General features: G+C 64.7%; 29 protein-coding genes and 1 pseudogene. 8 read left to right on the plus strand and 22 right to left on the minus strand.

The window, feature by feature from the left end:
* The first annotated feature begins 103 nt into the window (after positions 1–103).
* Positions 104–1096, plus strand: coding sequence for a transcription initiation factor IIB (locus HSEST_RS02845; protein ID WP_229122062.1), 993 nt, complete (start codon positions 104–106; stop codon positions 1094–1096).
* A 44-nt stretch (positions 1097–1140) separates the two neighbouring features.
* Here HSEST_RS02845 and HSEST_RS02850 read toward each other — a convergent pair whose 3' ends face one another.
* The 5 genes from HSEST_RS02850 to pth2 form a co-directional block, all read right to left on the minus strand.
* Positions 1141–1338 carry a DUF7511 domain-containing protein gene (locus HSEST_RS02850; RefSeq protein WP_229122063.1) on the minus strand — a complete coding sequence of 66 codons (198 nt, stop codon included), beginning with the start codon at positions 1336–1338 and terminating at the stop codon, positions 1141–1143.
* Positions 1339–1408: 70 nt separating this feature from the next.
* The gene (locus tag HSEST_RS02855; protein ID WP_229122064.1) at positions 1409–2095 is read right to left on the minus strand and encodes an SOS response-associated peptidase; all 687 of its coding nucleotides are present in this window, start codon (positions 2093–2095) and stop codon (positions 1409–1411) included.
* A 77-nt stretch (positions 2096–2172) separates the two neighbouring features.
* Positions 2173–2850 (minus strand): archaeal proteasome endopeptidase complex subunit beta, encoded by a 678-nt coding sequence (gene psmB, locus HSEST_RS02860; RefSeq protein ID WP_229122065.1) that lies wholly within the window; start codon positions 2848–2850, stop codon positions 2173–2175.
* Positions 2843–3586: an archaeal proteasome endopeptidase complex subunit alpha gene (gene psmA / locus HSEST_RS02865; RefSeq protein WP_229122066.1), complete on the minus strand. Its 744-nt coding sequence runs from the start codon at positions 3584–3586 to the stop codon at positions 2843–2845. The genes psmB and psmA overlap by 8 nt, the downstream gene beginning before the upstream one ends.
* A gap of 82 nt (positions 3587–3668) precedes the next feature.
* The gene (gene pth2 / locus HSEST_RS02870) at positions 3669–4007 is read right to left on the minus strand and encodes a peptidyl-tRNA hydrolase Pth2 (protein ID WP_229122067.1); all 339 of its coding nucleotides are present in this window, start codon (positions 4005–4007) and stop codon (positions 3669–3671) included.
* A gap of 101 nt (positions 4008–4108) precedes the next feature.
* Between pth2 and HSEST_RS02875 the strand changes: the two genes are divergently transcribed.
* The 5 genes and pseudogenes from HSEST_RS02875 to HSEST_RS02900 all read left to right on the plus strand — a co-directional run bounded on the left by HSEST_RS02875 (position 4109) and on the right by HSEST_RS02900 (position 8682).
* Positions 4109–4825, plus strand: coding sequence for a YIP1 family protein (locus tag HSEST_RS02875; RefSeq protein ID WP_229122068.1), 717 nt, complete (start codon positions 4109–4111; stop codon positions 4823–4825).
* A gap of 125 nt (positions 4826–4950) precedes the next feature.
* Positions 4951–5304: pseudogene (dcd, locus tag HSEST_RS02880) on the plus strand (dCTP deaminase); the annotation flags it as partial.
* Between the two features lie 18 nt (positions 5305–5322).
* Positions 5323–6975, plus strand: a complete 1653-nt coding sequence (locus HSEST_RS02885) for a dCTP deaminase domain-containing protein (protein ID WP_418886538.1) — start codon at positions 5323–5325, stop codon at positions 6973–6975.
* A gap of 142 nt (positions 6976–7117) precedes the next feature.
* Complete coding sequence (locus HSEST_RS02895; RefSeq protein WP_229122069.1) at positions 7118–8014, plus strand: thiamine-phosphate synthase family protein; 897 nt, start codon at positions 7118–7120, stop codon at positions 8012–8014.
* Positions 8011–8682: a class I SAM-dependent methyltransferase gene (locus tag HSEST_RS02900; protein WP_229122070.1), complete on the plus strand. Its 672-nt coding sequence runs from the start codon at positions 8011–8013 to the stop codon at positions 8680–8682. The genes HSEST_RS02895 and HSEST_RS02900 overlap by 4 nt, the downstream gene beginning before the upstream one ends.
* A 77-nt stretch (positions 8683–8759) precedes the next feature.
* Here the strand turns inward: HSEST_RS02900 and HSEST_RS02905 are convergent, their stop codons facing one another.
* The 7 genes from HSEST_RS02905 to HSEST_RS02935 form a co-directional block, all read right to left on the minus strand.
* Positions 8760–9068 (minus strand): hypothetical protein, encoded by a 309-nt coding sequence (locus tag HSEST_RS02905; RefSeq protein WP_229122071.1) that lies wholly within the window; start codon positions 9066–9068, stop codon positions 8760–8762.
* A gap of 2 nt (positions 9069–9070) precedes the next feature.
* Complete coding sequence (locus HSEST_RS02910; protein ID WP_229122072.1) at positions 9071–9358, minus strand: CGCGG family rSAM-modified RiPP protein; 288 nt, start codon at positions 9356–9358, stop codon at positions 9071–9073.
* An 81-nt stretch (positions 9359–9439) separates the two neighbouring features.
* Positions 9440–9850, minus strand: coding sequence for an SRPBCC family protein (locus HSEST_RS02915; protein ID WP_229122073.1), 411 nt, complete (start codon positions 9848–9850; stop codon positions 9440–9442).
* 7 nt (positions 9851–9857) lie between these two features.
* The gene (locus tag HSEST_RS02920; protein WP_229122074.1) at positions 9858–10091 is read right to left on the minus strand and encodes a DUF2249 domain-containing protein; all 234 of its coding nucleotides are present in this window, start codon (positions 10089–10091) and stop codon (positions 9858–9860) included.
* A 148-nt stretch (positions 10092–10239) separates the two neighbouring features.
* Entirely contained in the window at positions 10240–11172 is a 933-nt protein-coding gene (locus HSEST_RS02925) for a sulfide-dependent adenosine diphosphate thiazole synthase (RefSeq protein WP_229122075.1), read from the minus strand.
* A gap of 172 nt (positions 11173–11344) precedes the next feature.
* Positions 11345–11770 carry a DUF7473 family protein gene (locus HSEST_RS02930; protein ID WP_418886531.1) on the minus strand — a complete coding sequence of 142 codons (426 nt, stop codon included), beginning with the start codon at positions 11768–11770 and terminating at the stop codon, positions 11345–11347.
* Between the two features lie 30 nt (positions 11771–11800).
* The gene (locus tag HSEST_RS02935) at positions 11801–12361 is read right to left on the minus strand and encodes a TATA-box-binding protein (protein ID WP_229122077.1); all 561 of its coding nucleotides are present in this window, start codon (positions 12359–12361) and stop codon (positions 11801–11803) included.
* Positions 12362–12496: 135 nt separating this feature from the next.
* Here HSEST_RS02935 and HSEST_RS02940 point away from each other — a divergent pair, with 135 nt between their 5' ends.
* A complete protein-coding gene (locus HSEST_RS02940; protein WP_229122078.1) occupies positions 12497–13546 on the plus strand; it encodes a methyltransferase domain-containing protein in 1050 nt (349 codons plus the stop codon).
* Here the strand turns inward: HSEST_RS02940 and HSEST_RS02945 are convergent.
* From HSEST_RS02945 to HSEST_RS02970, 6 genes are all read right to left on the minus strand, one after another.
* Positions 13526–14083: a GTP-dependent dephospho-CoA kinase family protein gene (locus HSEST_RS02945; protein ID WP_229122079.1), complete on the minus strand. Its 558-nt coding sequence runs from the start codon at positions 14081–14083 to the stop codon at positions 13526–13528. The two genes, HSEST_RS02940 and HSEST_RS02945, sit on opposite strands and share 21 nt — an antisense overlap.
* A 1-nt stretch (position 14084) precedes the next feature.
* A complete protein-coding gene (gene spt4 / locus HSEST_RS02950) occupies positions 14085–14291 on the minus strand; it encodes a transcription elongation factor subunit Spt4 (protein ID WP_418886539.1) in 207 nt (68 codons plus the stop codon).
* Positions 14288–14860, minus strand: a complete 573-nt coding sequence (locus HSEST_RS02955) for a DNA-directed RNA polymerase (RefSeq protein WP_229122081.1) — start codon at positions 14858–14860, stop codon at positions 14288–14290. The genes spt4 and HSEST_RS02955 overlap by 4 nt, the downstream gene beginning before the upstream one ends.
* A 3-nt stretch (positions 14861–14863) precedes the next feature.
* Positions 14864–15241 carry a PIN domain-containing protein gene (locus tag HSEST_RS02960; RefSeq protein WP_229122082.1) on the minus strand — a complete coding sequence of 126 codons (378 nt, stop codon included), beginning with the start codon at positions 15239–15241 and terminating at the stop codon, positions 14864–14866.
* Positions 15238–16470 (minus strand): translation initiation factor IF-2 subunit gamma, encoded by a 1233-nt coding sequence (locus HSEST_RS02965; RefSeq protein WP_229122083.1) that lies wholly within the window; start codon positions 16468–16470, stop codon positions 15238–15240. The genes HSEST_RS02960 and HSEST_RS02965 overlap by 4 nt, the downstream gene beginning before the upstream one ends.
* Positions 16471–16542: 72 nt before the next feature.
* On the minus strand, positions 16543–17100 hold the full coding sequence (locus tag HSEST_RS02970; RefSeq protein WP_229122084.1) for a mechanosensitive ion channel family protein: 558 nt from the start codon (positions 17098–17100) through the stop codon (positions 16543–16545).
* 152 nt (positions 17101–17252) lie between these two features.
* Between HSEST_RS02970 and HSEST_RS02975 the strand changes: the two genes are divergently transcribed.
* Complete coding sequence (locus HSEST_RS02975; protein ID WP_229122085.1) at positions 17253–17864, plus strand: DUF502 domain-containing protein; 612 nt, start codon at positions 17253–17255, stop codon at positions 17862–17864.
* Between the two features lie 32 nt (positions 17865–17896).
* On the opposite strand, the gene HSEST_RS02980 is transcribed toward HSEST_RS02975, so the two are convergent.
* The 4 genes from HSEST_RS02980 to twy1 all read right to left on the minus strand — a co-directional run bounded on the left by HSEST_RS02980 (position 17897) and on the right by twy1 (position 21389).
* Entirely contained in the window at positions 17897–18829 is a 933-nt protein-coding gene (locus tag HSEST_RS02980; protein WP_229122086.1) for a branched-chain amino acid transaminase, read from the minus strand.
* 134 nt (positions 18830–18963) lie between these two features.
* Positions 18964–19638, minus strand: a complete 675-nt coding sequence (gene ribB, locus HSEST_RS02985) for a 3,4-dihydroxy-2-butanone-4-phosphate synthase (protein ID WP_229122087.1) — start codon at positions 19636–19638, stop codon at positions 18964–18966.
* Positions 19625–20320, minus strand: coding sequence for a CTP-dependent riboflavin kinase (locus tag HSEST_RS02990; protein ID WP_229122088.1), 696 nt, complete (start codon positions 20318–20320; stop codon positions 19625–19627). Before HSEST_RS02990 ends, ribB begins: the two co-directional genes overlap by 14 nt.
* A 91-nt stretch (positions 20321–20411) precedes the next feature.
* Positions 20412–21389, minus strand: coding sequence for a 4-demethylwyosine synthase TYW1 (gene twy1, locus HSEST_RS02995; protein ID WP_229122089.1), 978 nt, complete (start codon positions 21387–21389; stop codon positions 20412–20414).
* Positions 21390–21453: the final 64 nt, after the last annotated feature.

Raw genomic sequence — 21453 nt, forward strand, 5'->3', positions numbered from 1 at the left:
TCGTCATCTCCGGCGTTGCCGATAGGGATAGACTTATGCCGAAACAGATCTTTTTCTACGATAAGAAAAAATGCCTGGGCGGACCGGGCGCAACTGACCCACAATGTCAGAGACCAACACCCGATTTCGATCACACGCACAGACGCGTACCGCACGCGACGAGCAGCTTGAGCGCTCCGAAGAGACGGACGGCGAGTTGATCTGTCCCGAATGCGGTGCGACCGGGATCGCCGTCGAGAAGCGCGGTGAAACCGTCTGCGAGGAATGTGGCATCGTCATCGAAGACGACATGATCGATCACGGACCCGAGTGGCGGGCCTTCGACTCCCGGGAGCGCGATCGGAAATCCCGCGTCGGCGCGCCCTCGACGAACACGCTGCACGACAAGGGGCTCTCGACGAAGATCGACTGGAAGGACAGCGACGCGACCGGCTCGTCGCTGTCGGCACGCAAGCGCTCCCAGATGGTCCGGCTGCGCACCTGGGACGAGCGGTTCCGAGCCAAAAGCGCCCGCGAGCGCAACCTCAAGCAGGCGCTCGGCGAGATCGACCGCATGGCCTCGGCACTGGGCCTGCCGGAGAACGTTCGCGAGACCGCGGGCGTCATCTACCGGAAGGCACTGTACGACGACCTGCTGCCCGGCCGGTCGATCGAGGCGATGGCGACGGCGTCGCTGTACGCCGCTGCGCGGCAGGCCAACACGCCACGCAGCCTCGACGAGTTCCAGCCGATCAGCCGCGTCGACCGCCAGGAGTACGCCCGCGCGTATCGCTACCTCGGGCGCGAGCTTGGACTCGCGATCGAGCCGGCCGATCCCGCGAAGTACCTCCCCCGGTTCGCCTCGGAACTCGACGTGCCGGAGGCAGTTGAACGCCGCGCCAGGGAGCTGATCGAGACCGGGAAGGCCCAGGGCGTCCACTCCGGAAAGTCACCCGTCGGACTGGCCGCCGGCGCGCTGTACGCCGGTGCCCTGTTGAGCAACGAACGGATCACCCAGCAGACGATCGCCGAAGCGACTGACGTCAGCGAAGTGACGATCCGAAACCGGTATCAGGAACTCCTCGACGCACACGAGCAAGCCGAGCAAACCGGATAGCGGCGACTGCCCGTCCAAACGATAACGACGACCGGAACGCCCGATCAGCGCATCTCCTCGAGCGAACAGAAGTCCTCGGCGTCGGCGGTGAGCCAGTGGGTCGAGCGGTCGTCGTCACTCATCCCCGGTGCGTCGAGATACAGCGTCACGCGATCACCGTCGCGTACCACCCGCACCGTGCCGGTCGACACACTCTCGCTGTCGAACGATCCGTCCTGCGGCGCGTGGTGGATTTCACCCATACATGTGGATTCTTCAGGAACGTTGATAATGATATCGAAACGGGACCGTCGATCCGGACTCGCTTTCCCGTCACTCGAAGTCGCCGAGTCCCGTCTGTCGATCCGGGGTAACCTTTTCGATCACGCCGGGATCGTCGTTCGTCGGATCGTTGACTCGCGTCGAGATCGGATACGACTGCCACTGTTCGGCCGGTGAGGGCTCAAGTAGTCCCTGGTGTGTTTCGGGATCCGCGTTGGACAGCCACGTCGCCTCCTCGTCGGGATCCAAGACGGCTGCCATCCGGTCGTGTAACGGCTCGACGACGGCGTTCGGCTCGGTCGTGACGACGGTGACGGTCTCTTTGACCTGCTCTCCCGATTCCCAGCGTTCGAACAACCCCGCCATCGCGAAGGGCTCGCCGTCCACCCGTTCCACGCGATAGGGCTGGCTCCCGCCGCGAGTATCCCGCCACTCGTAGAACCCGTCTGCCAGGACGAGACAGCGACGCCGTTCGAACGCCTCGGCGAACGTCGGTTTCTCGGTGACCGTCTCTGCGCGGGCGTTGATCGGTTGCGGAGCACCGTCGGGGTCGTCGACCCAGGACGGGATCAGTCCCCACTCCAGCAGGTCGATCGTGTCGGGCGCGTCGTTGCGGACGACGGCAAGATCTTCACGCGGAGCGATGTTGTATCGCGGCTCCAGGGGCTGGTCGGCCGTCGCGTCGAAGCGGGCTTGCACGACCGACTGGGGCGCGAACAGTGAGGTACGACCACACATATCTCGCCGTTAGGTTCGTGGCTCAATAGAGCCGTCGCTACCCCCTATCAGCGAACGGCAGAAGTACCGAGACCGCCCTACAGCAGTTCGGTGACGTCGTCGTGGTCCTCGATCTCGACGCCCTCGTCGGTGACGACGGCGAAGTAGATGCCGTTGCCGGAGCCGGTGTCGCGTTCGGTCGCGGCGTTGACCGCCCGCGCCGCCAGGTCCTTGGCCTCCTCGATGGACAGCTCCGGATCGTACTCGCCCTCCAGCGCACCGTGCGCCAGCTGCATCCCGCTGCCGGTGACGGTGTAGTCGTCCTTCATGACGCCGCCGGCGGGATCGATGCTGTAGACGTGACTGCCGTCCTCGTCGACGCCGCCGAGGATCGGGTTGATCGCGATGAACGGGCCGCCGCGGGCGAAGTTACCCGCGAGCGTCGCCAGCGCGTGGATGCTCATCGGTTCGTCCCGTCGTGCCTCATAGAGGTTCGACTCGACGCGGAGCGAGCGAATGAACGACTGTGCGCCGCCGACGCTGCCCACGAGCGTCAGGGCTGCGGTCGGGTGGATCTGCTCGACCTTCTGGACGTTCTTGTTCGAGACGAAGCGTCCGCCGAGGCTGGCGCGCTTGTCCGTGGCGATCACGACGCCGTCGTCGGTCGCGATACCGACGGTCGTCGTCCCGGTCTTTGCGACCGGCTCGTCGTCGGCTTCGGGGACGTCCTCGAAGCCGCCGAGTTCGGGTTCGTAGGGTGCGAAGTCGTTATTCATCGTCGTCACCTCCGAGGTCGCGGTCGTCGATGTGCTCGGCCAGCGTCGCCTCGTCGACCGCCTCGACCTGTGCGGACTCGACTGGGACGGTCGTCATCTCGACGCCCGAGGCGGTAAGGCCGTCCTCGCTGGCTTCCGCAAGTGCTTCCAGCGCGAGGCCGATTCCCTCCTCGAGCGTCAGATCGTCCTCGTAGTTGTCCTCGAGGTGGGATTGGCTGTCCTCGCGGCCGCCGCCGACGGCGGTCGCCTGCCACTCGTAGGGCGTCCCCGACGGGTCGGTCTCGAACAGACGCGGCTCGCCGTCCTCGACGCCACCGATCAACAGCGCGACGCCGAACGGTCGCGCGCCCCCGGTCTGAGTGTACTCCTGGATGTGGTCGGTGACTGCCTTCGTCAGCGTCTCGACGCCGATCGACTCGTCGTAGCGGAGGTTGTCGATCTGTGCGCGACGCCGGGCGAAGTCGATCAGCTTCCGGGCGTCGGCCACGTGGCCCGCGCTGGCCAGCGCGATGTGGTCGTCGACGCCGTGGATCTTTTCGATACTCTCCTGTTCGATCAGCGGGGATCGAGCCCGCCGGTCGGCCGCCAGGACGACGCCTTCGGGCGTTCGGACGCCGACGCTGGCACTGCCGCGTTTGACTGCCTCGCGTGCGTACTCGACCTGATAGAGCCGGCCGTCCGGCGAGAAGATAGTGATCCCCCGGTCGTAGGCCTGCTGTTCGTGATTTCCTTGCATTGTGACGGTGTTCACTCCGGGTTAGGGGGCGACGTACATAAATCTTTTAGAAAGGTATAAGTATTTGGTTGGGTTGCGGTCGCTAGTACAACGAGAGGTCACCGGTCACGGCGTCGACGCGATCCTCGGCGGCCGGACCCACGGCCAGTGCTGTCACGGTTCCGGGTTCGAGTTGGGTGTGGCCGGCGTCCCGGACGATGGCGTGGGGGATCCCCTCGGTTTCGGCTTTGTCGGCGAGTTCGAACAACTGGGATTCGCCGTCGGCCTGGAGGACGATCTTCTTCTGGCCGCTGCCTTTCCATTCTTTGCGCGTGCTCGCAGTGGCGTCCTCGTAGGCCGACAGCGAGGCGTGGGCGACCTGGGCCGCCAGCTTGCCCTCGCCCATGCCCAGATCGGCGCGAGCGACGATTGCCTGTTTCATACATACGGATACCGGCGGCTCGGTATATCTGTGTTCACTTGGCGCGTCAGGCGGTCGCGGATATCGATAATTTTTCCTTTGTATTCGATATTTGAATAGATATGATCGATCGGGCGCTTTGGATCCCGGAAGGGTTCTTCGAAGCCCGCCGTGATCGGATGAACGGCTTTCGGGCTACTGGTCTCGCGTTCGGCGTCGCCTTACTGTTGACAGCGTTGTCGGGTGTGGCCCTACGGCTGCTCGCCCGCCAGATGACGGGAACGACCGAAATCGACAATCCCGGTCGTCCGTCTGAAATGACGTGTGAAGCGTTTCACGGGGACACACAGCCGAGCGGCTGTGACGAACCGGCAACGATAACAGTCGAGGTTGGAGAGCTGTTCTGGGAGACCGCTGTTGAGCAACTTCCGGCACTGTTCTTTGGGGTGTTACTCCTCTGGTTGTTCACCGGTGTCGGGCTACACCTCCTTGCCGGTGGACACGTCGGAGAGGGATCGTTCGGACAGACGCTGGAGGTTGTCGCGTGGTCGATGCTGATCAACGTCCTCTCAGTTGCGATCAGTGCTGGTCTGTTGTGGCTTGCCTCACAGCAGGTCGATCTCGCCGTCTCTTCCCCCGGGCGACTGCTCTCACAGATGCGGCGAGTGACCACGACACTGCCGGGAATCGGTGCTCGGGTGGTCCAGGGTCTCGCACTCGTCGCCCAGGTCGGCGTCTGGACCGCCGGACTTACAGTTGTCCACCGCAACGAGCGTGCGGTCGCCGCTGTCGGTTCAGTCATCGTCGGCACGGTATCCCTTGCCCTCCTGTTCATTTGATAATCGGTCTGTCCGGTGGTCCTCATGCGGACCTGTCTGACACTCCCTCTGCCCTCTGTCTGAGTCTATCTTTTCTCGGCATCGAGAGCGGGACGCTTTAGACCGCTGGGGTTCCGAATACGGGTATGATCCTCTCCGACGCGGACATCGTCCGTCGCCTCGAAAACGGCGATCTGGTCGTCGAACCGCTCGACGATCCGGACATCCAGATCCAGCCCGCGAGCGTCGACCTTCGGCTCGGCCGGGAGTTCCTGGAGTTCCAGCGGACGAACATCCCGAGCATCCATCCGAACAGCGAGCAGGAAGTCGAGGAATACGTCGAGGAAACCGTCGTCGAGGACGGCGAGGAGTTCATTCTCCACCCCGGCGATTTCGTGCTCGGGACGACCTACGAGCGCGTCGAGATTCCGCCGGACCTGATCGCCCACGTCGAAGGCCGGTCGTCGCTGGGCCGGCTGGCGATCGTCGTCCACGCGTCACTCCCGCACGACGAGGAAGTGTTCCTGTGGACACCGACGGATGGGTTCGGGTTTTACGAGATCGGTGACATCGTCGAAAACGAACGCCCAGCACGAGCTGTGGCGTTCGATCCGCAGACACTTCGGGTCAGCACGCACCGTGTTACCGATTACATTACGAATCCAACACAACGAATATACCGGGTTACGCTCGACTCGGGACGACAGGTTCACGTGACGAAAGATCACAACCTGTTTACACTCGATAGAGACGGTGGCGTCACCCGGATACCTAGTGAAGACGCTGAAGGAACGCAGGTTATGGTCCCGAAACAACTGCCAAGATCACCGACCGAACAGCGTTCGGTCGACATTCTCGATCACGTTGAGCCGACGGAAACGACGCTATATGCCACAGACGGGTTCGGATGGGTCGATGCTGCGGGCATGGCACAGGGTTCGGAGCGACATTACGATGCCAACGGAAGCGCGCCGATGGAAGCGGTACCGAAGATCACGATGCCGGACGATGTTGAAGTCGCGTTCCGACAGAGCGACTATCGTCTCCCGCGTGAACTCCCATTGACCCGCGAATTCGGCTGGATGCTCGGGTTCTATATCGCGGAAGGGTCGGCTCGACGAAAGCAGATCCAGGTGGCAAACACCGAACGACAGTACCTCACACGATTTAGAGAGTTCTTCGAACAGTACGACGCGTCGATTTCGATTCGAGAAACTGATCGTCTCACACGACTTACTATCTGTTCAGCGCTCTGGTCTGCGGTTATTCGTAGTCTCTCAGGTGCCGGCAGCGAGAAAACGATCCCCACGTCGGCATTTAGCTGGCCCCGTGATACCCTCGAAGGGCTACTTGAAGGGTTGCTCGATGGAGACGGCTGCCGTCGCGATGAGCGTGATACCTTCTATACTGCCAACGAGGAGTTAGCGAACAAGGTCATGTATCTCGCGGCTCGCCTTGGAAAGGTCGGCTCCCTCTACAGCAGGGAGCGGAAACAGTATATCGAAATGAGCGATGTCGAATGGGAAGGTGAGATGTGGAGCGTCGACGTGAGTGGTGAACGGCACAAGCGAGGTCAGTATGTACCCGTTCCGAGTCGCTATCTACGCGAACTCCGGAAGCAGGCTGGTCTCACGATGGACGAAGCGGCAGAGCTGATGGGCTATTCGTCGAAGTCCAGTATTTCCAACGTCGAGAACGAGGAGTACGATACCATCAAGCGCGATACGCTCCGTCGGTTCTGTGACGCGTACAGTGAGGCTGGCGTCGATACGGCCCGATTGGATCAGATACTCGATGGTGGTGTACGGTTCGAGGAAGTCGTATCCGTCGAAGAGACCGAACGTGTCGAACCGACGTATGACCTCGAGGTCCAGCCCAACGGCAAGACGATCGAGAACTTCCTTGGCGGGCGTGGCGGCGTATTCCTCTCGAATACGGCCGGACTCTGCGATCCCGGATACAAAGGCCAGATCACCCTCGAACTGTCGAATCTCGGGACCGCGCCGGTGGCGCTTTCCCCCGGGATGCGGATCTCACAGCTCACCTTTACCGAACTGAAGTCACCGGCTGACCGCCCGTACGGCGAGGAACGCGGCTCGAAGTACCAGGACCAGGAGGGGCCGCAGGCTTCGAAGATACAGGGGGACCGGGAGTTCGGAGGCGATCAATGACAGGCGTCTCGTCTCGCGGATCTATCGCCGAGAAGCGACGTGGAGTTCGGAGGCGATCAATGACAGGCGTCTCGTCTCGCGGATCTGTCGCCGAGAAGCGACGTGGAGTTCGGAGGCGACCAATGAGCCGGAGGTGTCTGTAATGCGTTTCATCGAGGAAGTCGTCGTCGAGGAGTTCCTCCCGACGTTCCGATCGATGCTGGCAGAGGAGTTGCGCGATCAGGGACTGACCCAGAGTGAGGTCGCCGATCTGCTGGGAATCAGCCAGAGCGCGGTCTCGAAGTACGTCCACGGGGAAGTCGAGCGCAACGAGCGCCTGCTCGGCGACGACCGATTGGGCGACCTCGTCGAACGGCTGGCCGACGGACTGGCCGGCGGCGAGATGACGTCCGTCCAGGCGCTGATCGAGGCGGAGGTGTTCGTCCGTCGGCTCGAACGCGGGGACCTGCTGGCGGCGCTGCACGAGGAAGCGTTTCCGCCGCTGGCCCAGTACGAGGAGGACTTCGACATCCACGATCCCGAGAGCCAACTCCGACAGACCGAACGGGTGCGTTCCTCGCTGCGACGCGGGCTCCGCGTCCTCGAGAACACGAGCGGCTTCGCCGGGCTGATCCCGGCGGTCGGCTCGAACCTCGTGGAGGCGCTGCCCGACGCCGACGGGATCGACGACGTGGCTGCGGTCCCGGGCCGGATCCTGGATCTGAAGGGGCGCGCTCACGTGCCGGGCGACCCCGAGTTCGGCGTGAGCGAACACGTCGCCAGCGTGTTGCTCGCTGCCCGAGCCGCCGGCAGCGACGCAAGCGCCGCCCTCAACGTCCGCTACACGCCCGAGACGATCGAGCAGCTGCAGGGCCAGGGCCTGACGACGGCGCAGTTCGACGCCGAGAACGAGCCCGAGGCGGCGGTCGGCGAGGCCCTGGCCGAGGTGCCCGACGCGGACGTGCTCTATCAGACCGGCGGGTTCGGCGTCGAGCCGGTCGTCTACGTCCTCGGCCCGGACGCCACGACCGTGGCGACGACCGTCCGCGAGCTGGTATGACCAACTCCGGCGTCGAGCGGTTCTACCGTCGGATCGCCCCCCGCTACGATCTGCTTGCGACGGCACCCGTCGTGCGCCGCTGGCGGGAGACCGCGGTCGAAGCCCTCGACCTCTCTCCCGGGGATACCGTCGTCGAGATGGGGTGTGGCACGGGCGCGAACTTCCCGCCCCTTCGCGAGCGCGTCGGCAGCGAGGGGCGGGTCGTCGGGATCGACCGCACGCAGGGAATGCTCGCGCAGGCACGCGATCGGGTCGAGCGGGCGGGCTGGGCGAACGTCTCGCTGGTTCGGGGTGACGCCACTTCACCGCCGGTTGAGGCGGCCGACGCCGTGCTCGGCTCGTTCGTCGTCGGGTTGCTCGACGATCCGGGGGCGGCCGTCGATCGCTGGCTCGACGTGCTCGAACCGGGCGGTCGGATCGCGATCCTCGAAGCGGGCCGAAGCGACCGTTCGGCTGCCCTGCCGCTGAACCTGGCCTTTCGGGCGTTCGTGCGCGCGTCCTCGCCGGGCGGGTTGACCCGGTGGCGCTCGCCTGCCCGACAGCTGGATCGGAAGATCGCCGCGGCCCAGGACGCGCTCGTCGCCCGGACGGTCGACCGCCGTCACGAGGCTGCCGCGCTGGGGCTGGTCGGTGTCACGTCCGGTCGATCGCCTGTCGACTCCCCGTGACGCTGTCGGCTGTGTCGCTGTCTCGCCCCTCGTCCGGTGTCCGAAACCACTGGATCCGATACAGTTTCCGAGCGAGATCAGGTCGATACGTCCGTACCACGGTTCTCGTCGGTTAGCAGCGTGTGCACCGTCTGTAGATCGTCGAGTTCGGATTCGGCGAGTACGGCGTCCGGTCCTGCGAGGACGCCCGCAGCGATCGCCGCGGCCGTCTCCGCGAGGACTGCTCTTTGCTCGTCGGTGAGGTTCCGCTTCGATTCGAGTCGTGTGATCGCGCGGTCGAGCTCTCGCCGTTCGATCTCGCAGGCCCGCCGCTGCATCGCCCGACGGATAGCTCGCCGATCGAGGTCGGAACCGTCGGCGTCGGACCGCTCTGTGAGTGTCGCCATACTTAGACGTGGACGCGGGTGACGTACCCGCCACAGCCACATCGCTCGACGTATTCGATCTCGACGCTGTCGACGCGTGCTTCGAGCGCCTCGAAGAGGTACGATTCGGGATGGCCGTGATTCTCGTGCGTGACGAGATTGACGTGATGGCCGGACGCGGTCCGTTCCACGGCCTCGACAGCCTGCGAAACCACGAGCTCCCGGTCGTCGGCGTGTTCGGGCCCTTCGAGGTTCGCTGACCACGAGTTGTGATGGACGTGGTCGGTCACCGGGTCGGCGGTATCTGACATATCTACCAGGTCGTCGCGTGTCCGCAAGTGACCGTTCCCGAATGTGTTCGCCCGCCGGGGCTGTGTATCCGGGTCTGTCGACTACGAGACTGCTCTCCGGAGGTACTCGAATTGCCCGGTGATCTCCTTGCGGCGCTGGCGCTTGACCACGGTTCCGTCCAGGATCGACCCGCCGGGTGCGTCGAGAGCGAACTCGGTCCTGGCAGTGACGACCGTCTGTCCGTCCCGATCGGCCAGCGAATACGATGTCGTCATCGACTCGAAGATGCCATCGACCTGCTCGAAGGCCAGCACGGACTCGGGATCGTCGAGACGACGCAGCGTCAGAGAGATCTTGAGCAGTCCGAGCGCTTTGCTGATCTCGAGTACGTCGCCGTCGATCTCGATCTCGTCGAACCCCGACGCCAGCATGAACGGTTCGAGGTCCAGCATCGCCGCTCGCACGTCCCCGATCGGCGCGTCGACCGTCTGTTGGAGTTCGAACGTTTCCATCGTCCGATCACTGCTTGGGCAACGTCGCGACGAAGGTCCTCTCGTCACGCTGTTCGACCTCGTACCCGTCGGCGTCGAAGGAATCGACCTCCGCCTGGAACTCGTAGAACAGCGGTTTCGGTTCGTGATCGTTGACGATCGTCAGCGCTTCGCCACTATCCAGTGCCTGAAAGGCGTCGTGGATCTTCGGATGGCGCTCCGGCGGCGGAACGTCCCTGAGGTCGAGTTCGGTCTCTGTCATCGTCTTAGGCTTCCTGGCCACATCTGCAAGGCCCTTTGCCCGAATGTGTTCGACGACTGACCGGCGCGACGAACACGGTCGTGGGACCGGCGGTGATCGATTGTCCGAACGAGTACGGGCCGAGCGACACCGACCCCGATAGCGAACGCTAGTCGTCAGCGACCGCAGCACTTGGGCTGCTCAGCTCGACCGGCTCGGCCTCGACATCGAGTTCGTCAAGTGCGACCTGAGCAGCGCGTTTCCCGGAGACGAGCATCGCACCGAAGGTCGGCCCCATCCGCGGCAGACCGTACGTGGTCGCGGTCGCCATGCCGGCCACGATCAGTCCGTCGTGGGCAAGTCCCGTGTTCTCGACGACGGCGTCCTCGCTCTCGCCGACCCACATTGAGTCGTGGCCCGGCGAGTCGTGACCGGGTGCACCGTACGCGTCCTCGTCGGTGCTGTCCATCCCGGTGGCCGACTCGGCGGCGTCGCCGATCCCGGGCGCGTCCAGGACGCCACGCTCCTGCAGTTTCGAGACGGCCATCGCCTCGTGACCGGTAGCGTCGATGACGAGATCGGCCTCGACGGCGATGGGGTCGACGCAGGTGATCTCGCGGGGCAGCGAGTGGACCGGCGTCCAGTTCATCACGATCCCGCCGACACGGTGGTCCTCGCGGATCACGATGTCGGTGAACTCCGTCATGTTCTGCATCTTCGCGCCGGCGTCACAGGCCGCCTTGATCAGTCCCGAGCAGGCCTCGGGCCCGTTGGCGACGTACAGCCCCTCGCTCTCCTGGGATTGTTTGTACTCGACTGCCAGTTCCTCCAGCACTTCCTGTGCCGGATCTCGGACGGTGACCTTGTTCATCAGGAAGCCGCCGAGCCAGAACCCTCCGCCGAGGTAGTTGTTCTTCTCGACGACCATCGTCTGCACGCCGCGTTCGGAGAGCTCTTTCGCGGCCATCAGCCCCGACGGGCCGCCCCCGACGATGATCACGTCGCTGTCCGAGAAATCCATGAACTCGTCGGTCCACTCCTGACCGATCGCGCGCGTTACTTCCACTTCGCCGACGTCACTGAACTGGTCGAATCCGTCCATATCACTTGGTGGTACCATTTGGTAGTTAATAGAAGTTTGGAAACGGCAAGCGAGATTTGTGAGGTGAATGAGCAACCGGTATCGGTGCTGTAGGGCCCGATTAGCGACGCCGTCTGCCGGCCATCTCAGGATTGGGCGGCCCCAGAAGCGGTCGGAACAGACCGGGACACTGCTAGAACAGGCCGAACAGGTTCGCGAGAGCGAAGCCCAGCACGGCGGCGAACGCGAAGTGCAGCCCCACTAGCACGAGCGTCGGGACGACGTCGAGGTCGTAGACGCGACTGATCGCCAGCGCGTCGGCCACGAGCGTCGCGACGATGACGATCAACGCGCCGAGTCCGCGCGAGACGAATCCGACGCTTTCGAGCCCGTAGCGACCCAGCAGAATCGAGACGGCCGCCGGAGCGGGAGCGACGGTCGCGGCGCGCTGGGTCGGGACCGAGCCGATGAAAAACGTCGCCGCGAGGTGCAGCGTGACGGCGTAGAACAGCGTCGCCACCACGAACGTCACGAGAAACGCGAGGAGTCCGCGACCGACCGGCGCGGATTGCAGAACGGACGGCTCAACAAGCACGGACAGACCGACCGTAGTCGACACAGCGGCCCACATAGCGGCAGCGACCGGGGGTTACTCGAGCAGGCCGAGTTCTTCGAGCCGGGAGACGATCTTGTCGACGGCTTCCTCGGCGTCTTTGGGTTCCTTGCCGCCGGTGATAACGAGCTTCCCTGAGCCGAACAGTAGCGCGACGACGTCGGGTTCTTCGAGCCGATAGACGAGCCCCGGGAACTGCTCGGGCTCGTACTCGATGTTCTCCAGTCCCAGCCCGATCGCGATCGCGTTGAGGTTGAGGTTGCGACCGAGGTCCGCGGACGTGACGATGTTCTGCACGACGATCTCGGGATCCTCGTCGACCTGAATCTCTAGGTCACGAAGCTTGTCGAAGACGATCCGCAGGCTCTCGTGGACGTCGTCGGTGCTCTTTGCCCCCGTGCAGACGATCTTGCCCGATCGGAAGATCAGCGCCGCGGACTTGGGTTCCTGGGTCCGGTAGACGAGCCCCGGGAACTGCTCGGGATCGTAATCCGCCCCTTCGAGGTCCATGGCCACGCTCTGGAGGTCGAGTTCCTGGCCGATGCCCGTCGAAGCGACGACGTTTTCGATGTTGATGGTTTCCTTGGGGTCAACCATGTCTCGGGCTAACAGTCGTATTTAAGGCTTATAAAGGTTGGTATTTAATGTTTATAAGAGATAGTCGTCGGCTCGATCGGTCGAGGTGCGCCCGGTATCGGGTCGCTTATACTCGTGTCGGGTCGTTGTTTCGGTGTGTACGTCCTCGAACTCGTCGGACAAGACGATCGGTTCGCCGCCGCCGAAGCGGCGACGGCCGCAAGCGACGTGACGCCGATCGCTGCCGGACTGGCGACGGCGCGCGGGCTCGACGACGGCTTCGAGACGCTCGCGCTCACCCACCGGGCGGCCGAACTCGTCGGGACGACTGACGCGTCCCTCGACAGTGCCGCCGTGTTGCTCGAGGCGGCCGGCATCGATCGCGATGGCACGGTCGCGGTACGCGCCCGGGACGTCCGCTCGACGGCCGGGATCGACACCCAGGCCGCCGAACGCCGCCTCGGGCAGGTGCTCGTCGACCGCGGGTTCGAGGTCGACCTTGAGGATCCCGATCACGTGCTGCAGGCGTTCTTCGCCGGTGCTGACGACGCGAGCGCGGTCGATGCCGACCGGGACACGGCTGACATCGAGCCGGTGGCGCCCGGCGATGATGGTCTCTGCGCGCTGGGCTGGCTCGCCGTCGAAACCGATCGGGATTTCGCCGACCGCCAGCCGACCGACCGTCCCTTTTTCCAGCCCGGGAGCATGGACCCGGCGCTGGCTCGCGCGCTGGTCAACCTCGCCGGTGCGGGCCCAGGAACGACGGTTCTCGACCCGATGTGCGGCACCGGCGGTCTCTTGCTGGAGGCCGGACGCGTCGGGGCGACGCCGATCGGTGGGGACGCCCAGCGGAAGATGGTCCGGGGTGCCGGCGAGAACCTCCGCGCCCTGCTGGACGGCCAGTGGCACGTCTATCGCGGCGATGCGGGGCGCGTTCCGATTGCCGACGATAGCATCGACGCCGTCGTGTTCGACGCACCGTACGGTCGCCAGTCGAAGATCGAAGGCGACCTCGACACGCTGGTCGCGGACGCGCTCGCGGAAGCCCGCCGCGTGGCCGCTCGCGCGGTCGTCGTCGGTGACCGCCCCTGGAACGACGCTGCCGAGTCTGTCGGCTGGACGGTCGAGTCGACCTTTCAGCGGCGCGTGCACCGCTCGCTCGTCAGGCACGTGGCGATACTGCAATCACGGACGGACGGCGTCTAAAACAGCCGGCAGGTCGCCGTCCATCCGTTCCAGCAACGATCGAGCGCGATCACGGGCCGATTCGTCGGCAGTCACGAGCACCATCCCTTCCCCGGGTTGGCCGTAGACGACGCTTGCCGCCTCTGGAGCGGCCAGAATTGCCGGTAGAGCCGCCAGATCCTCCTCGCCGTCGACGACGAGCAACGTCGTCGCGTCGCTGGCCACGGCTGCCCGGAGCGCCGAGAGCAACTCGGCGGTCAGCGTCGCGGCCGGGTTCGCGACCGCGATCCGCTCGTCGAACGCCGGCGCGCCGTTGTCGCCGACGACGGCTTTCTTGACCTCGCTGTCGACCGACTCTCGTTTCGTCCGCTCGTCGACCAGTGCGACCGCAGGCGTGTGACCGGCTTCCAGCAAGTGATACGTGACGATGTCCCCGACCGCCACGATCGGCTCGCCGGCGTCCGCGAGCAGCCCCTCGGTGTCGGTGTAGATCGGACCGAGCGGGTCTTTCAGCTCGCCCCGGAGCCCCTCCGGGAGCGTGAGTATCTCCTCGGGCACGTTAGCGGACCTTCAGCGCGTACTGGCCGGGTTCGGTGACTTCCATCTCGCTCGCGATCTCGGACTGTTCGGGGTGGGCGATGATGACGTAGCCGGCCCAGTCTTCCGTCAGCGAGGTCGACCCGCAGGCCTGGCAGGCGTCTTCCTCGGTGATCGAGGAGTCCTGGACGCGGTGGCACTCCCGACAGACCAACCGATCGGCCATCAGTTCTCACCCGCCTGGGCCTCGCGGGCCTTCCGTTCCTCTTCGAGCCAGCCGTGTTTGCCCAGCCCCACCTGCTTTGCGGTGAGGCCGATCTTGCTGTCGCGGGGATTGCGCTCGTCGATGGACTTGGTGACGATCCGGGCGCGGACGGCGTCGCCGACCCCGAGCGTCCGGTTGGAGTCACGCGAGGCCAGCATCTGCCCGTCCTCGTCGTAGGCCAGGTACTCGTCGGAGATCTGGGAGACGTGCAACAGACCGTCGACGGGGCCGATCCCGACGAACGCGCCGAAGTTGACGACCTCGACGACTTCGCCGTCGACGATCTCCTGCATCTGGGGGTCGAACGTCAGCGCGTCGAACTCGGCCTCGTAGTAGACGCCGGGCTGGTTGGGCAGCACCGACCCCTCGCCGATGTCGTGAACTTCGATCACGGAGACGACCGAACCCACGTCTTCGTCCATGCGGCCTTCGAGTTTGTCTTGCAGTAGCTTCTTGACCAGTTCTGGGGACACGTCCGCGAGGTGTTCGGGGGGCACCTCGACCGTGTCGCGGAGTCGCACACGTTTGTACATATGTTATGGGTGAGTGATAGCGAGTTTGTGCTCGCCGCGTAAACTAATTACCGGAACGTCCGCCGCGAGCAGACGCTCCTGGAGCGGTTTGTCGTTCGTCAGTGCGTATTCGACACCGTCGCGCTGTCCGACCGACAGGACGGCGTCGTCGGCGTAGTCCGGCTCGGCCTCGATGACTCGACAGCGGTCGGCCAGATCGAGGCCGACGCTCGCAGCCGTCGCTTCCTCGCCCGCGCCGTCGGATAGCGAGTCGAGTTCCGCCAGCACTTGTTCGGGAACGACCGGGTCGACTGAGCCGAGCAGCCGCTGCAGTTCCTCGAGCACGCGGATATCGCATTCCACGGGCATCATCAGCGCGTTGGTGTCGAACACGACCGTCATTCACGCAGGGTCCCGATGCCGATCAGCCGCCAGCGCGTGCCGACGCGCCGGTTGATCGCGATCTTGTCGCCCTCCCGGGCACAGACCGGCCGCTTGAGCGCGACCTCGGCCTCCTCGTCTCGGGCGCTGGTGACGGTGCCGACGGTCGTGGCGGTTCCGACGGTCAGCATGAGTGGTTCGTTCGTCGAGATGGGCTCGACCTCGTCGGTGTTCTCGCCGACGATCCGATCGAGCAGTTGCACGTCCATCGTGAACTGCTGGTGGACCGGCGGGAGCGTCCCGGGCGGGCCGGCGATCTGTCCGGCGAGGCCGTCGCCTTTCGTCAGGGACGGATCGAGACCGGTGCCGACGCCGAGCAGGCCACCGGGCGTCGCTTCCTCGACGGTGTCACCGCCGGCCTGTAGCGAGCGGATCGTCGTCGTGACCGGCTCCCACTCGCTCTGACCGCCTTCCTCGACCTCGCGACCGGGTCGCAGCTCGATCTCGTCGTCTGGTTCGAGTCCCCCCTGCGAGAGGCTGCCGCCGAGGACGCCGCCCAGAAGCGAGTCCCAGGTCGTCCCGGGTCGATTGATGTCGAAGCTCCGGGCGACCAGCATCTCGGGATCGGCGTCCGGATCGCGTTCCGGAGTCGGAATGTGTTCCTCGACGGTCTCGATCAGCAGGTCGACGTTCGCGCCGGCCTGGGCGCTAATCGGGACGATCGGCGCGCCCTCCGCGACCGTGCCCTCGACGAACTCCTGGATCTGTTCGTAGTTCTCGCGGGCCTGCTCTGCGTCCACGAGGTCGATCTTGTTCTGGGCGATGACGATGTTCTCGATCCCGATGATATCCAGAGCCATCAGGTGCTCTTCGGTCTGGGCCTGGGGGACATCCTCGGTCGCCGAGATGACCAGGACCGCGCCGTCCATGATGGCCGCGCCGGCCAGCATCGTCGCCATCAGCGTCTCGTGGCCCGGCGCGTCGACGAACGAGACCGTCCGCAGGTGCTCGGTCTCGACGCCGTGTTCGTCGCACTCCGCTGCGACCGTGTAGGCCGACTGATCGTCGCACTCGGGGCACTTTCGGAACGTCGCGTCGGCGTAGCCCAGCCGGATGGAGATGCCGCGTTTCATCTCCTCGGAGTGCTGGTCCGTCCACTCCCCTGAGAGGGCCTCGACCAGGGTCGTCTTCCCGTGGTCGACGTGGCCGACGAGTCCGATGTTCACCTCCGGTTGATTGTTCGATGTCATCTCGAAAGTAATCTTGCTGGAACTTGGCCCCGTGCGCCTGATAAACCTACTGTTCCCGATCGGTCCGACGGGTCACTCGGGACCTGGCTCCGATGTGAGAGTCCACCGCGATTCGACGTTTCGGTTGGCGAGTACCACGACGTCCCCGTCGCCGAGCCGAAGACGGCTCTTGCGCAGGCCGATCGATTCGACGACTCCGGTCACGGATTCGGTCGTGACCGTGTCTCCGGGGTTGAAGTCCGGGTCCCGCAGCAGGTACACGCCGGCGACCGTGTCGGCAATCATGTTCGACAGCGCATACGAGATGCCCAGCGCGATGAACCCGGCCGCGGTACCGAGACTGGCGGCGATGGCGCCCATCCCGAGGATACTCAACAACGTCAGTCCGGACCCGAACCACAGGAACACCGTGACGATCAACACCAACAGATCGGCGATCAGCGCCTGGTCGTCGCCGTAGATCCGGCCGAGCGCCGACCGCAGGACGGCCGTCACGATCTCGATGCCGAGGTAGGCGACCACGACAAAGAGCAGCCCCGAAACCACTCGCGGGATCGCTCTCGCCAGGTCGGCCCGGAACGATTCGAAGACTGATTCGACGGTGATGGCCGCGATCGGATCGCCAAACATGCCGGCATATCACTCGCCAGCCGGATAGGCGTAGTGCCGATACGGACCCGTCGATATCCCCGACGTATCCCACCCGGACGGGCCCGTCGATCGGCCGTGGAACGCCGGAGACAGCGACAGTATCATTACGCCCACAGTCCTGATTCAGGACGATGTCGGCAACGTGGAAACGGGACTTCGCGAGCGGCCTGATCGTGCTCCTGCCGCTGCTGGTGACCGTGTTCGTGCTCACCTGGCTGTACAATCGGATCAAACAGGTTCCGCTCCAGGGCGTCGTCAGCTACGAACCGCTGCAGGTGCTGCTCACGATCGTCGTGTTCGTGCTGGTGGTGTTCGCGATCGGGTATCTCATGCGAACAGCCATCGGTTCGCTACTGGAAGCCGGGATCGACAGCCTCATGAATCGCCTGCCGGGGTTGCGGGTCATCTACAACGCCTCGAAGATGGCCGTCGAAACGGCCGTGGGGGGCACTGAAGAGCTTCAGGCGCCGGTCAAGATCGAAACCTGGAACGGCATGCGGATGACCGCGTTCAAGACGGGCCAGGTCGCGTCCGACGGGCGCGAACTCCTCTTTTTACCGACCGCTCCGAACATCACGACCGGGTTCGTCGTCGAGGTCGAACCCGACGAGTACGAGGAACTCGACGAGAGCGTCGAGGACGCGCTGACGCGCGTTCTCAGCGCCGGCTTCGGCGAATCCAACGACCAAGAAGTGTCGCTCGATATCCTCGTCGAAAAGGCCGACGACGGACGGCCCGAGTGAGCGCCGCCGACAGTGTCCCGTCCGACTGACGCTCAGACTGGTGTGAACCACTCGTCGGGCTGTCCCTCTTCGACGACCTCGAAGAAGCGCGTCTGGATCTCGTCGGTGACTGGGCCTTTGGTCCCCGCGCCGATCTCGTTGTCGTCGACGCTACGAATCGGCGTGATCTCCGCGGCCGTCCCCGAGAAGAACAGCTCGTCCGCGGTGTACAGCTCACCGCGGGAGATCGTCGCGTCGTCGTGGACGGTGTAGCCCATCTCCTTGGCCAGTTCGATCACGGTTCGGCGAGTGATTCCGTCGAGGATCGACTCGGCGAGGCCAGTCGTGTGGATCTCGCCGTCCCGGACCATAAAGAGGTTCTCGCCGGGTCCTTCCGCGACGTTGCCTTCCTTGTTGAGGACGATCGCCTCCTCGTAGCCGTTGCCTTTGGCCTCGAGGCTAGCCAGCACGCTGTTGACGTACGTGCCCGTTGTCTTGGCGTTGGTCGGAATCTGACTGGAGGAGTATTTTCGCCACGAGGAGACCGCGACGTCGACGCCCTCTTCGAGCGCCTCGTCGCCGAGATACGCGCCCCACGGCCAGACGGCCAGTGCGACCTGCACGGGCGACGCTTTGGGATTGAGCCCAAGCGGACCGTATCCGTAGAACGCGATCGGCCGGATGTATCCCGAGTCCAGCCCCTCGCGGTCGATGAGTTCGCGCGTGGCCTCGTCGAGTTCGGCCTTCGTGTAGGGAATGTCGATGTCGTAGACCTCCGCGGAGTTGAACAGCCGATCGAGGTGTTCCTCCCAGCGGAAGATAGCTGGCCCCTGGTCGGTGTCGTAACAGCGAACTCCCTCGAAGACGCCCGTCCCGTAGTGTAGCGCGTGGGTCAGGACGTGGATCTGGGCGTCCTCGAAGTCCACGAACTCGCCGTCCATCCAGATCTCCTCGACGCCCTCGAACATCTCCGGTCGGTCACTCATCGGTCGGCCCTCCCATCCGTCGTGCTATCGGCGTGCATATCTCCCCCAAAGAGGGGGACCGTTAAGAACGTTCACGGTCTCCGTCCGCGAGGCGACTGACAACTGCTGACGTATCCGTCCAACCGCGTCGGCGATCAGCCCAGTTGTTCGACGACGTCGCGGCCCTCGACGTAGACGAGATCGTGCTCGGCGGCGTATTCTCGGGCGTCGGCCGGTGACAGGGCGCGACCCGTCCCATCGTCGAGCATCTCACAGACCACGACCGCGGGCGGCAGGTCCGCAGCCGCCGCGAGTGCGAGCCCGAGTTCGGTGTGGCCCTCGCGATCGGCGAGCAGGTTCGGCGCGGCCCGCAACAGGTGGACGTGGCCGGGCGAGCGGAAGTTCCCGGCGAAATCGAACTCCTCCGGAGCCCCGGCGGCCGCGGCCAGTTCGGTGATCGTCAGCGCCCGGTCCTCGTCGGTGATTCCGGTGTAGGTGTCCCGGTGGTTGACCGTCAGCGAGAACGACGATCGTTCGTCGTATCCGAGCTCGTGGTCCGCCGCCGTGGGGTGGTCGATGAGATCCTGTGAGAAGGGCAGATCGAATGCCTCGGCGACGCCGTCCGAGAGGGCCACGCAGATCAACCCGCCGGCGTCGTTTCGCATCCGCGCGACTGCGCCGGGATCGACCGCGCCGGCGGGATAGATCAGATCCGTCTCGCCCTCTCGGTCGGCGGCGTCGTGGACGAGTACCGGCTCGCCCTCGCGCAACGCGGCGATCGCCTGATCGATACTGGCCGATCCGTTGGTAGTGTCGTCACTCGTGGACATGGATAGTGAGGGTGTCGCCGTCGTCGGCGTTGAAGCGCTCGCGGAGCTTCTCCGGGGCGATCAGCTCGAGCTGATCGTCGTCGTGGTGGGTCCGTTCGGGCGCGATGACGTGGGCCTGTTCGTAGGTACCTGCCGGGAACTCGATCGTCGCCGGATAGCAGAAGGCCGGGCCGTACGTGCGCTCGTCGTCCTCCCAGCCGTCGATCTCGATCGGATCCAGCGCGTCCATTCGAGCACGTGCACGGACGCTTCCGTCGTCGAGCTCGACGTTTAGCGTCCCGGCAAAGGGCTCGTAGCCGAGCTTTCGTTCGAACTGGCGCATGTATCCCGGGAGCGTGATATAGTGGCCACCCTCGCTCATCCCGCTGGTCAGCGTCCCCGTCAGCGTCACGCCGACCTGGGACTCGAAGATTCGCTGGTAGTGGGCGTACTCCCGCTGGAGTAGCGATTCGCCGTCCCGGGTGATCGAGACCCACTGGCCGTCGCCGACGATCTCGCGTTCGAGCAGGTCCGCGTCCTCCAGCCCCTGTAGCCGCCGGGAGGCGGTCTGGTTCGACACGTCGAGCTTGCCGGCGAGACCCGAACAGGAGATCTTCGACTCGCCGTCGAGCGCGCCCGCCAGCGCCAGCGTCTTCAGCGTCCGGAGTTCGTCGTACCCGATCGCCCGACCCGACAGTTCCATACCCGAAACTCCGGCATCCCCACGGATAAGCATACCGACTATTGTACGCATCCCAGAAATGGAATGGAGAACCGTGACGGTCGCGGGAAGATCAGTATTCGACGAGCGGATCGTCGGCCCAGAAGTCGCTGTCCTTCTGTAGTTTCGGGACCCAGGTGTCCGAGTCGGGCGCCAGCACGGCCACGTGGGATTCGGGGACGTCCTTGAGCACGTCGTGGTCCGGCAGATACTGCTGGACGGATTCGGCGAACGCGACGACGTCTTCGTGGTCGAGCATCGACGAGCGGTCGACGCGGTCCCGGGAGTGACCGACGTGCATGTATGCTTTTAACTCGAAGAAGTCGGCGCCGGCCCGGTCGGCCATCGCGGCGTACCACGCGGGATTGTGGTCGTTTTCCCCGCCGACCAGCGTCGTCCGGATCACGGTCCGGGTGTCGTCCTTTTCGGCGAGGACGTCGAGTGTCTCGACCAATCGCCCCCAGAGGTCGTCCTCGACGGGTTTGACGGTCTCCTCGAAGGTCCTGCGGTCGGGGGCGTCCACGGAGACGTACAGCTGGGTCGGATCACACCGCTCGAGCATCTCCGGGTTCGTGCCGTTCGAGACGAGGAAGGTGGTGATTCCGCGGTCGTGGAACTCCTCGATGAGCTCCGGCAGGTGGGGATAGAGGGTCGGTTCGCCGTCCAGCGAGATGGCGACGTGTCGGGGTTCCATGGCCTGCTCGAACACGTCACGCGGGACGTCGTCGTGGCCGCCGTAGCCCGACAGCAGTTCCTGCTGGAGTTCGATCGAGGCGTCGGCGACCGCGGCGGGGTCGTCCCACTCGACGTCGCCCAGCTCGTAGGCGTGGCCGGCGTGGTCGCGCCAGCAGAACACGCATCGCTCGTTGCACTTGACCACGGGAGTCATCTGCATACAGCGGTGACTCTCGATCCCGTAGAAGGCGTACTTGTAACATTTTCCTTCCCCCTGAAGGGCGTTGTCGGTCCAGCCACAGGTCTGGGCGGCGGTATGGTTGACGCTGTGGTAGTCGGGGTCGTCGACCTGCCGGGGACCACCCTCGTCGCTCATACTGGCCGATACCGTCTCCCCGTGCATAACCGACACGGAACCGGATCGTCACGTCCCGATCCGG

This window comes from Halapricum desulfuricans, from assembly GCF_017094465.1.
Taxonomy (GTDB): Archaea; Halobacteriota; Halobacteria; order Halobacteriales; family Haloarculaceae; genus Halapricum.

Excerpts from the sequence above, each read along its gene's own strand:
- HSEST_RS02900 (WP_229122070.1), top strand. The coding sequence starts at position 8,011 with ATGACCAACTCCGGCGTCGAGCGGTTCTACCGTCGGATCGCCCCCCGC.
- HSEST_RS02905 (WP_229122071.1), bottom strand. The coding sequence starts at position 9,068 with ATGGCGACACTCACAGAGCGGTCCGACGCCGACGGTTCCGACCTCGAT.
- HSEST_RS02845 (WP_229122062.1), top strand. The coding sequence starts at position 104 with ATGTCAGAGACCAACACCCGATTTCGATCACACGCACAGACGCGTACC.
- ribB (WP_229122087.1), bottom strand. The coding sequence starts at position 19,638 with ATGTCCACGAGTGACGACACTACCAACGGATCGGCCAGTATCGATCAG.
- HSEST_RS02895 (WP_229122069.1), top strand. The coding sequence starts at position 7,118 with ATGCGTTTCATCGAGGAAGTCGTCGTCGAGGAGTTCCTCCCGACGTTC.
- HSEST_RS02990 (WP_229122088.1), bottom strand. The coding sequence starts at position 20,320 with ATGGAACTGTCGGGTCGGGCGATCGGGTACGACGAACTCCGGACGCTG.
- psmB (WP_229122065.1), bottom strand. The coding sequence starts at position 2,850 with ATGAATAACGACTTCGCACCCTACGAACCCGAACTCGGCGGCTTCGAG.
- twy1 (WP_229122089.1), bottom strand. The coding sequence starts at position 21,389 with ATGAGCGACGAGGGTGGTCCCCGGCAGGTCGACGACCCCGACTACCAC.
- HSEST_RS02915 (WP_229122073.1), bottom strand. The coding sequence starts at position 9,850 with ATGGAAACGTTCGAACTCCAACAGACGGTCGACGCGCCGATCGGGGAC.
- HSEST_RS02970 (WP_229122084.1), bottom strand. The coding sequence starts at position 17,100 with ATGTTTGGCGATCCGATCGCGGCCATCACCGTCGAATCAGTCTTCGAA.
- HSEST_RS02910 (WP_229122072.1), bottom strand. The coding sequence starts at position 9,358 with ATGTCAGATACCGCCGACCCGGTGACCGACCACGTCCATCACAACTCG.
- HSEST_RS02855 (WP_229122064.1), bottom strand. The coding sequence starts at position 2,095 with ATGTGTGGTCGTACCTCACTGTTCGCGCCCCAGTCGGTCGTGCAAGCC.
- HSEST_RS02980 (WP_229122086.1), bottom strand. The coding sequence starts at position 18,829 with ATGAGTGACCGACCGGAGATGTTCGAGGGCGTCGAGGAGATCTGGATG.
- HSEST_RS02875 (WP_229122068.1), top strand. The coding sequence starts at position 4,109 with ATGATCGATCGGGCGCTTTGGATCCCGGAAGGGTTCTTCGAAGCCCGC.
- HSEST_RS02920 (WP_229122074.1), bottom strand. The coding sequence starts at position 10,091 with ATGACAGAGACCGAACTCGACCTCAGGGACGTTCCGCCGCCGGAGCGC.
- psmA (WP_229122066.1), bottom strand. The coding sequence starts at position 3,586 with ATGCAAGGAAATCACGAACAGCAGGCCTACGACCGGGGGATCACTATC.
- pth2 (WP_229122067.1), bottom strand. The coding sequence starts at position 4,007 with ATGAAACAGGCAATCGTCGCTCGCGCCGATCTGGGCATGGGCGAGGGC.
- HSEST_RS02960 (WP_229122082.1), bottom strand. The coding sequence starts at position 15,241 with ATGACGGTCGTGTTCGACACCAACGCGCTGATGATGCCCGTGGAATGC.
- HSEST_RS02925 (WP_229122075.1), bottom strand. The coding sequence starts at position 11,172 with ATGGACGGATTCGACCAGTTCAGTGACGTCGGCGAAGTGGAAGTAACG.
- HSEST_RS02850 (WP_229122063.1), bottom strand. The coding sequence starts at position 1,338 with ATGGGTGAAATCCACCACGCGCCGCAGGACGGATCGTTCGACAGCGAG.
- HSEST_RS02965 (WP_229122083.1), bottom strand. The coding sequence starts at position 16,470 with ATGACATCGAACAATCAACCGGAGGTGAACATCGGACTCGTCGGCCAC.
- HSEST_RS02955 (WP_229122081.1), bottom strand. The coding sequence starts at position 14,860 with ATGTACAAACGTGTGCGACTCCGCGACACGGTCGAGGTGCCCCCCGAA.
- HSEST_RS02935 (WP_229122077.1), bottom strand. The coding sequence starts at position 12,361 with ATGGTTGACCCCAAGGAAACCATCAACATCGAAAACGTCGTCGCTTCG.
- HSEST_RS02975 (WP_229122085.1), top strand. The coding sequence starts at position 17,253 with ATGTCGGCAACGTGGAAACGGGACTTCGCGAGCGGCCTGATCGTGCTC.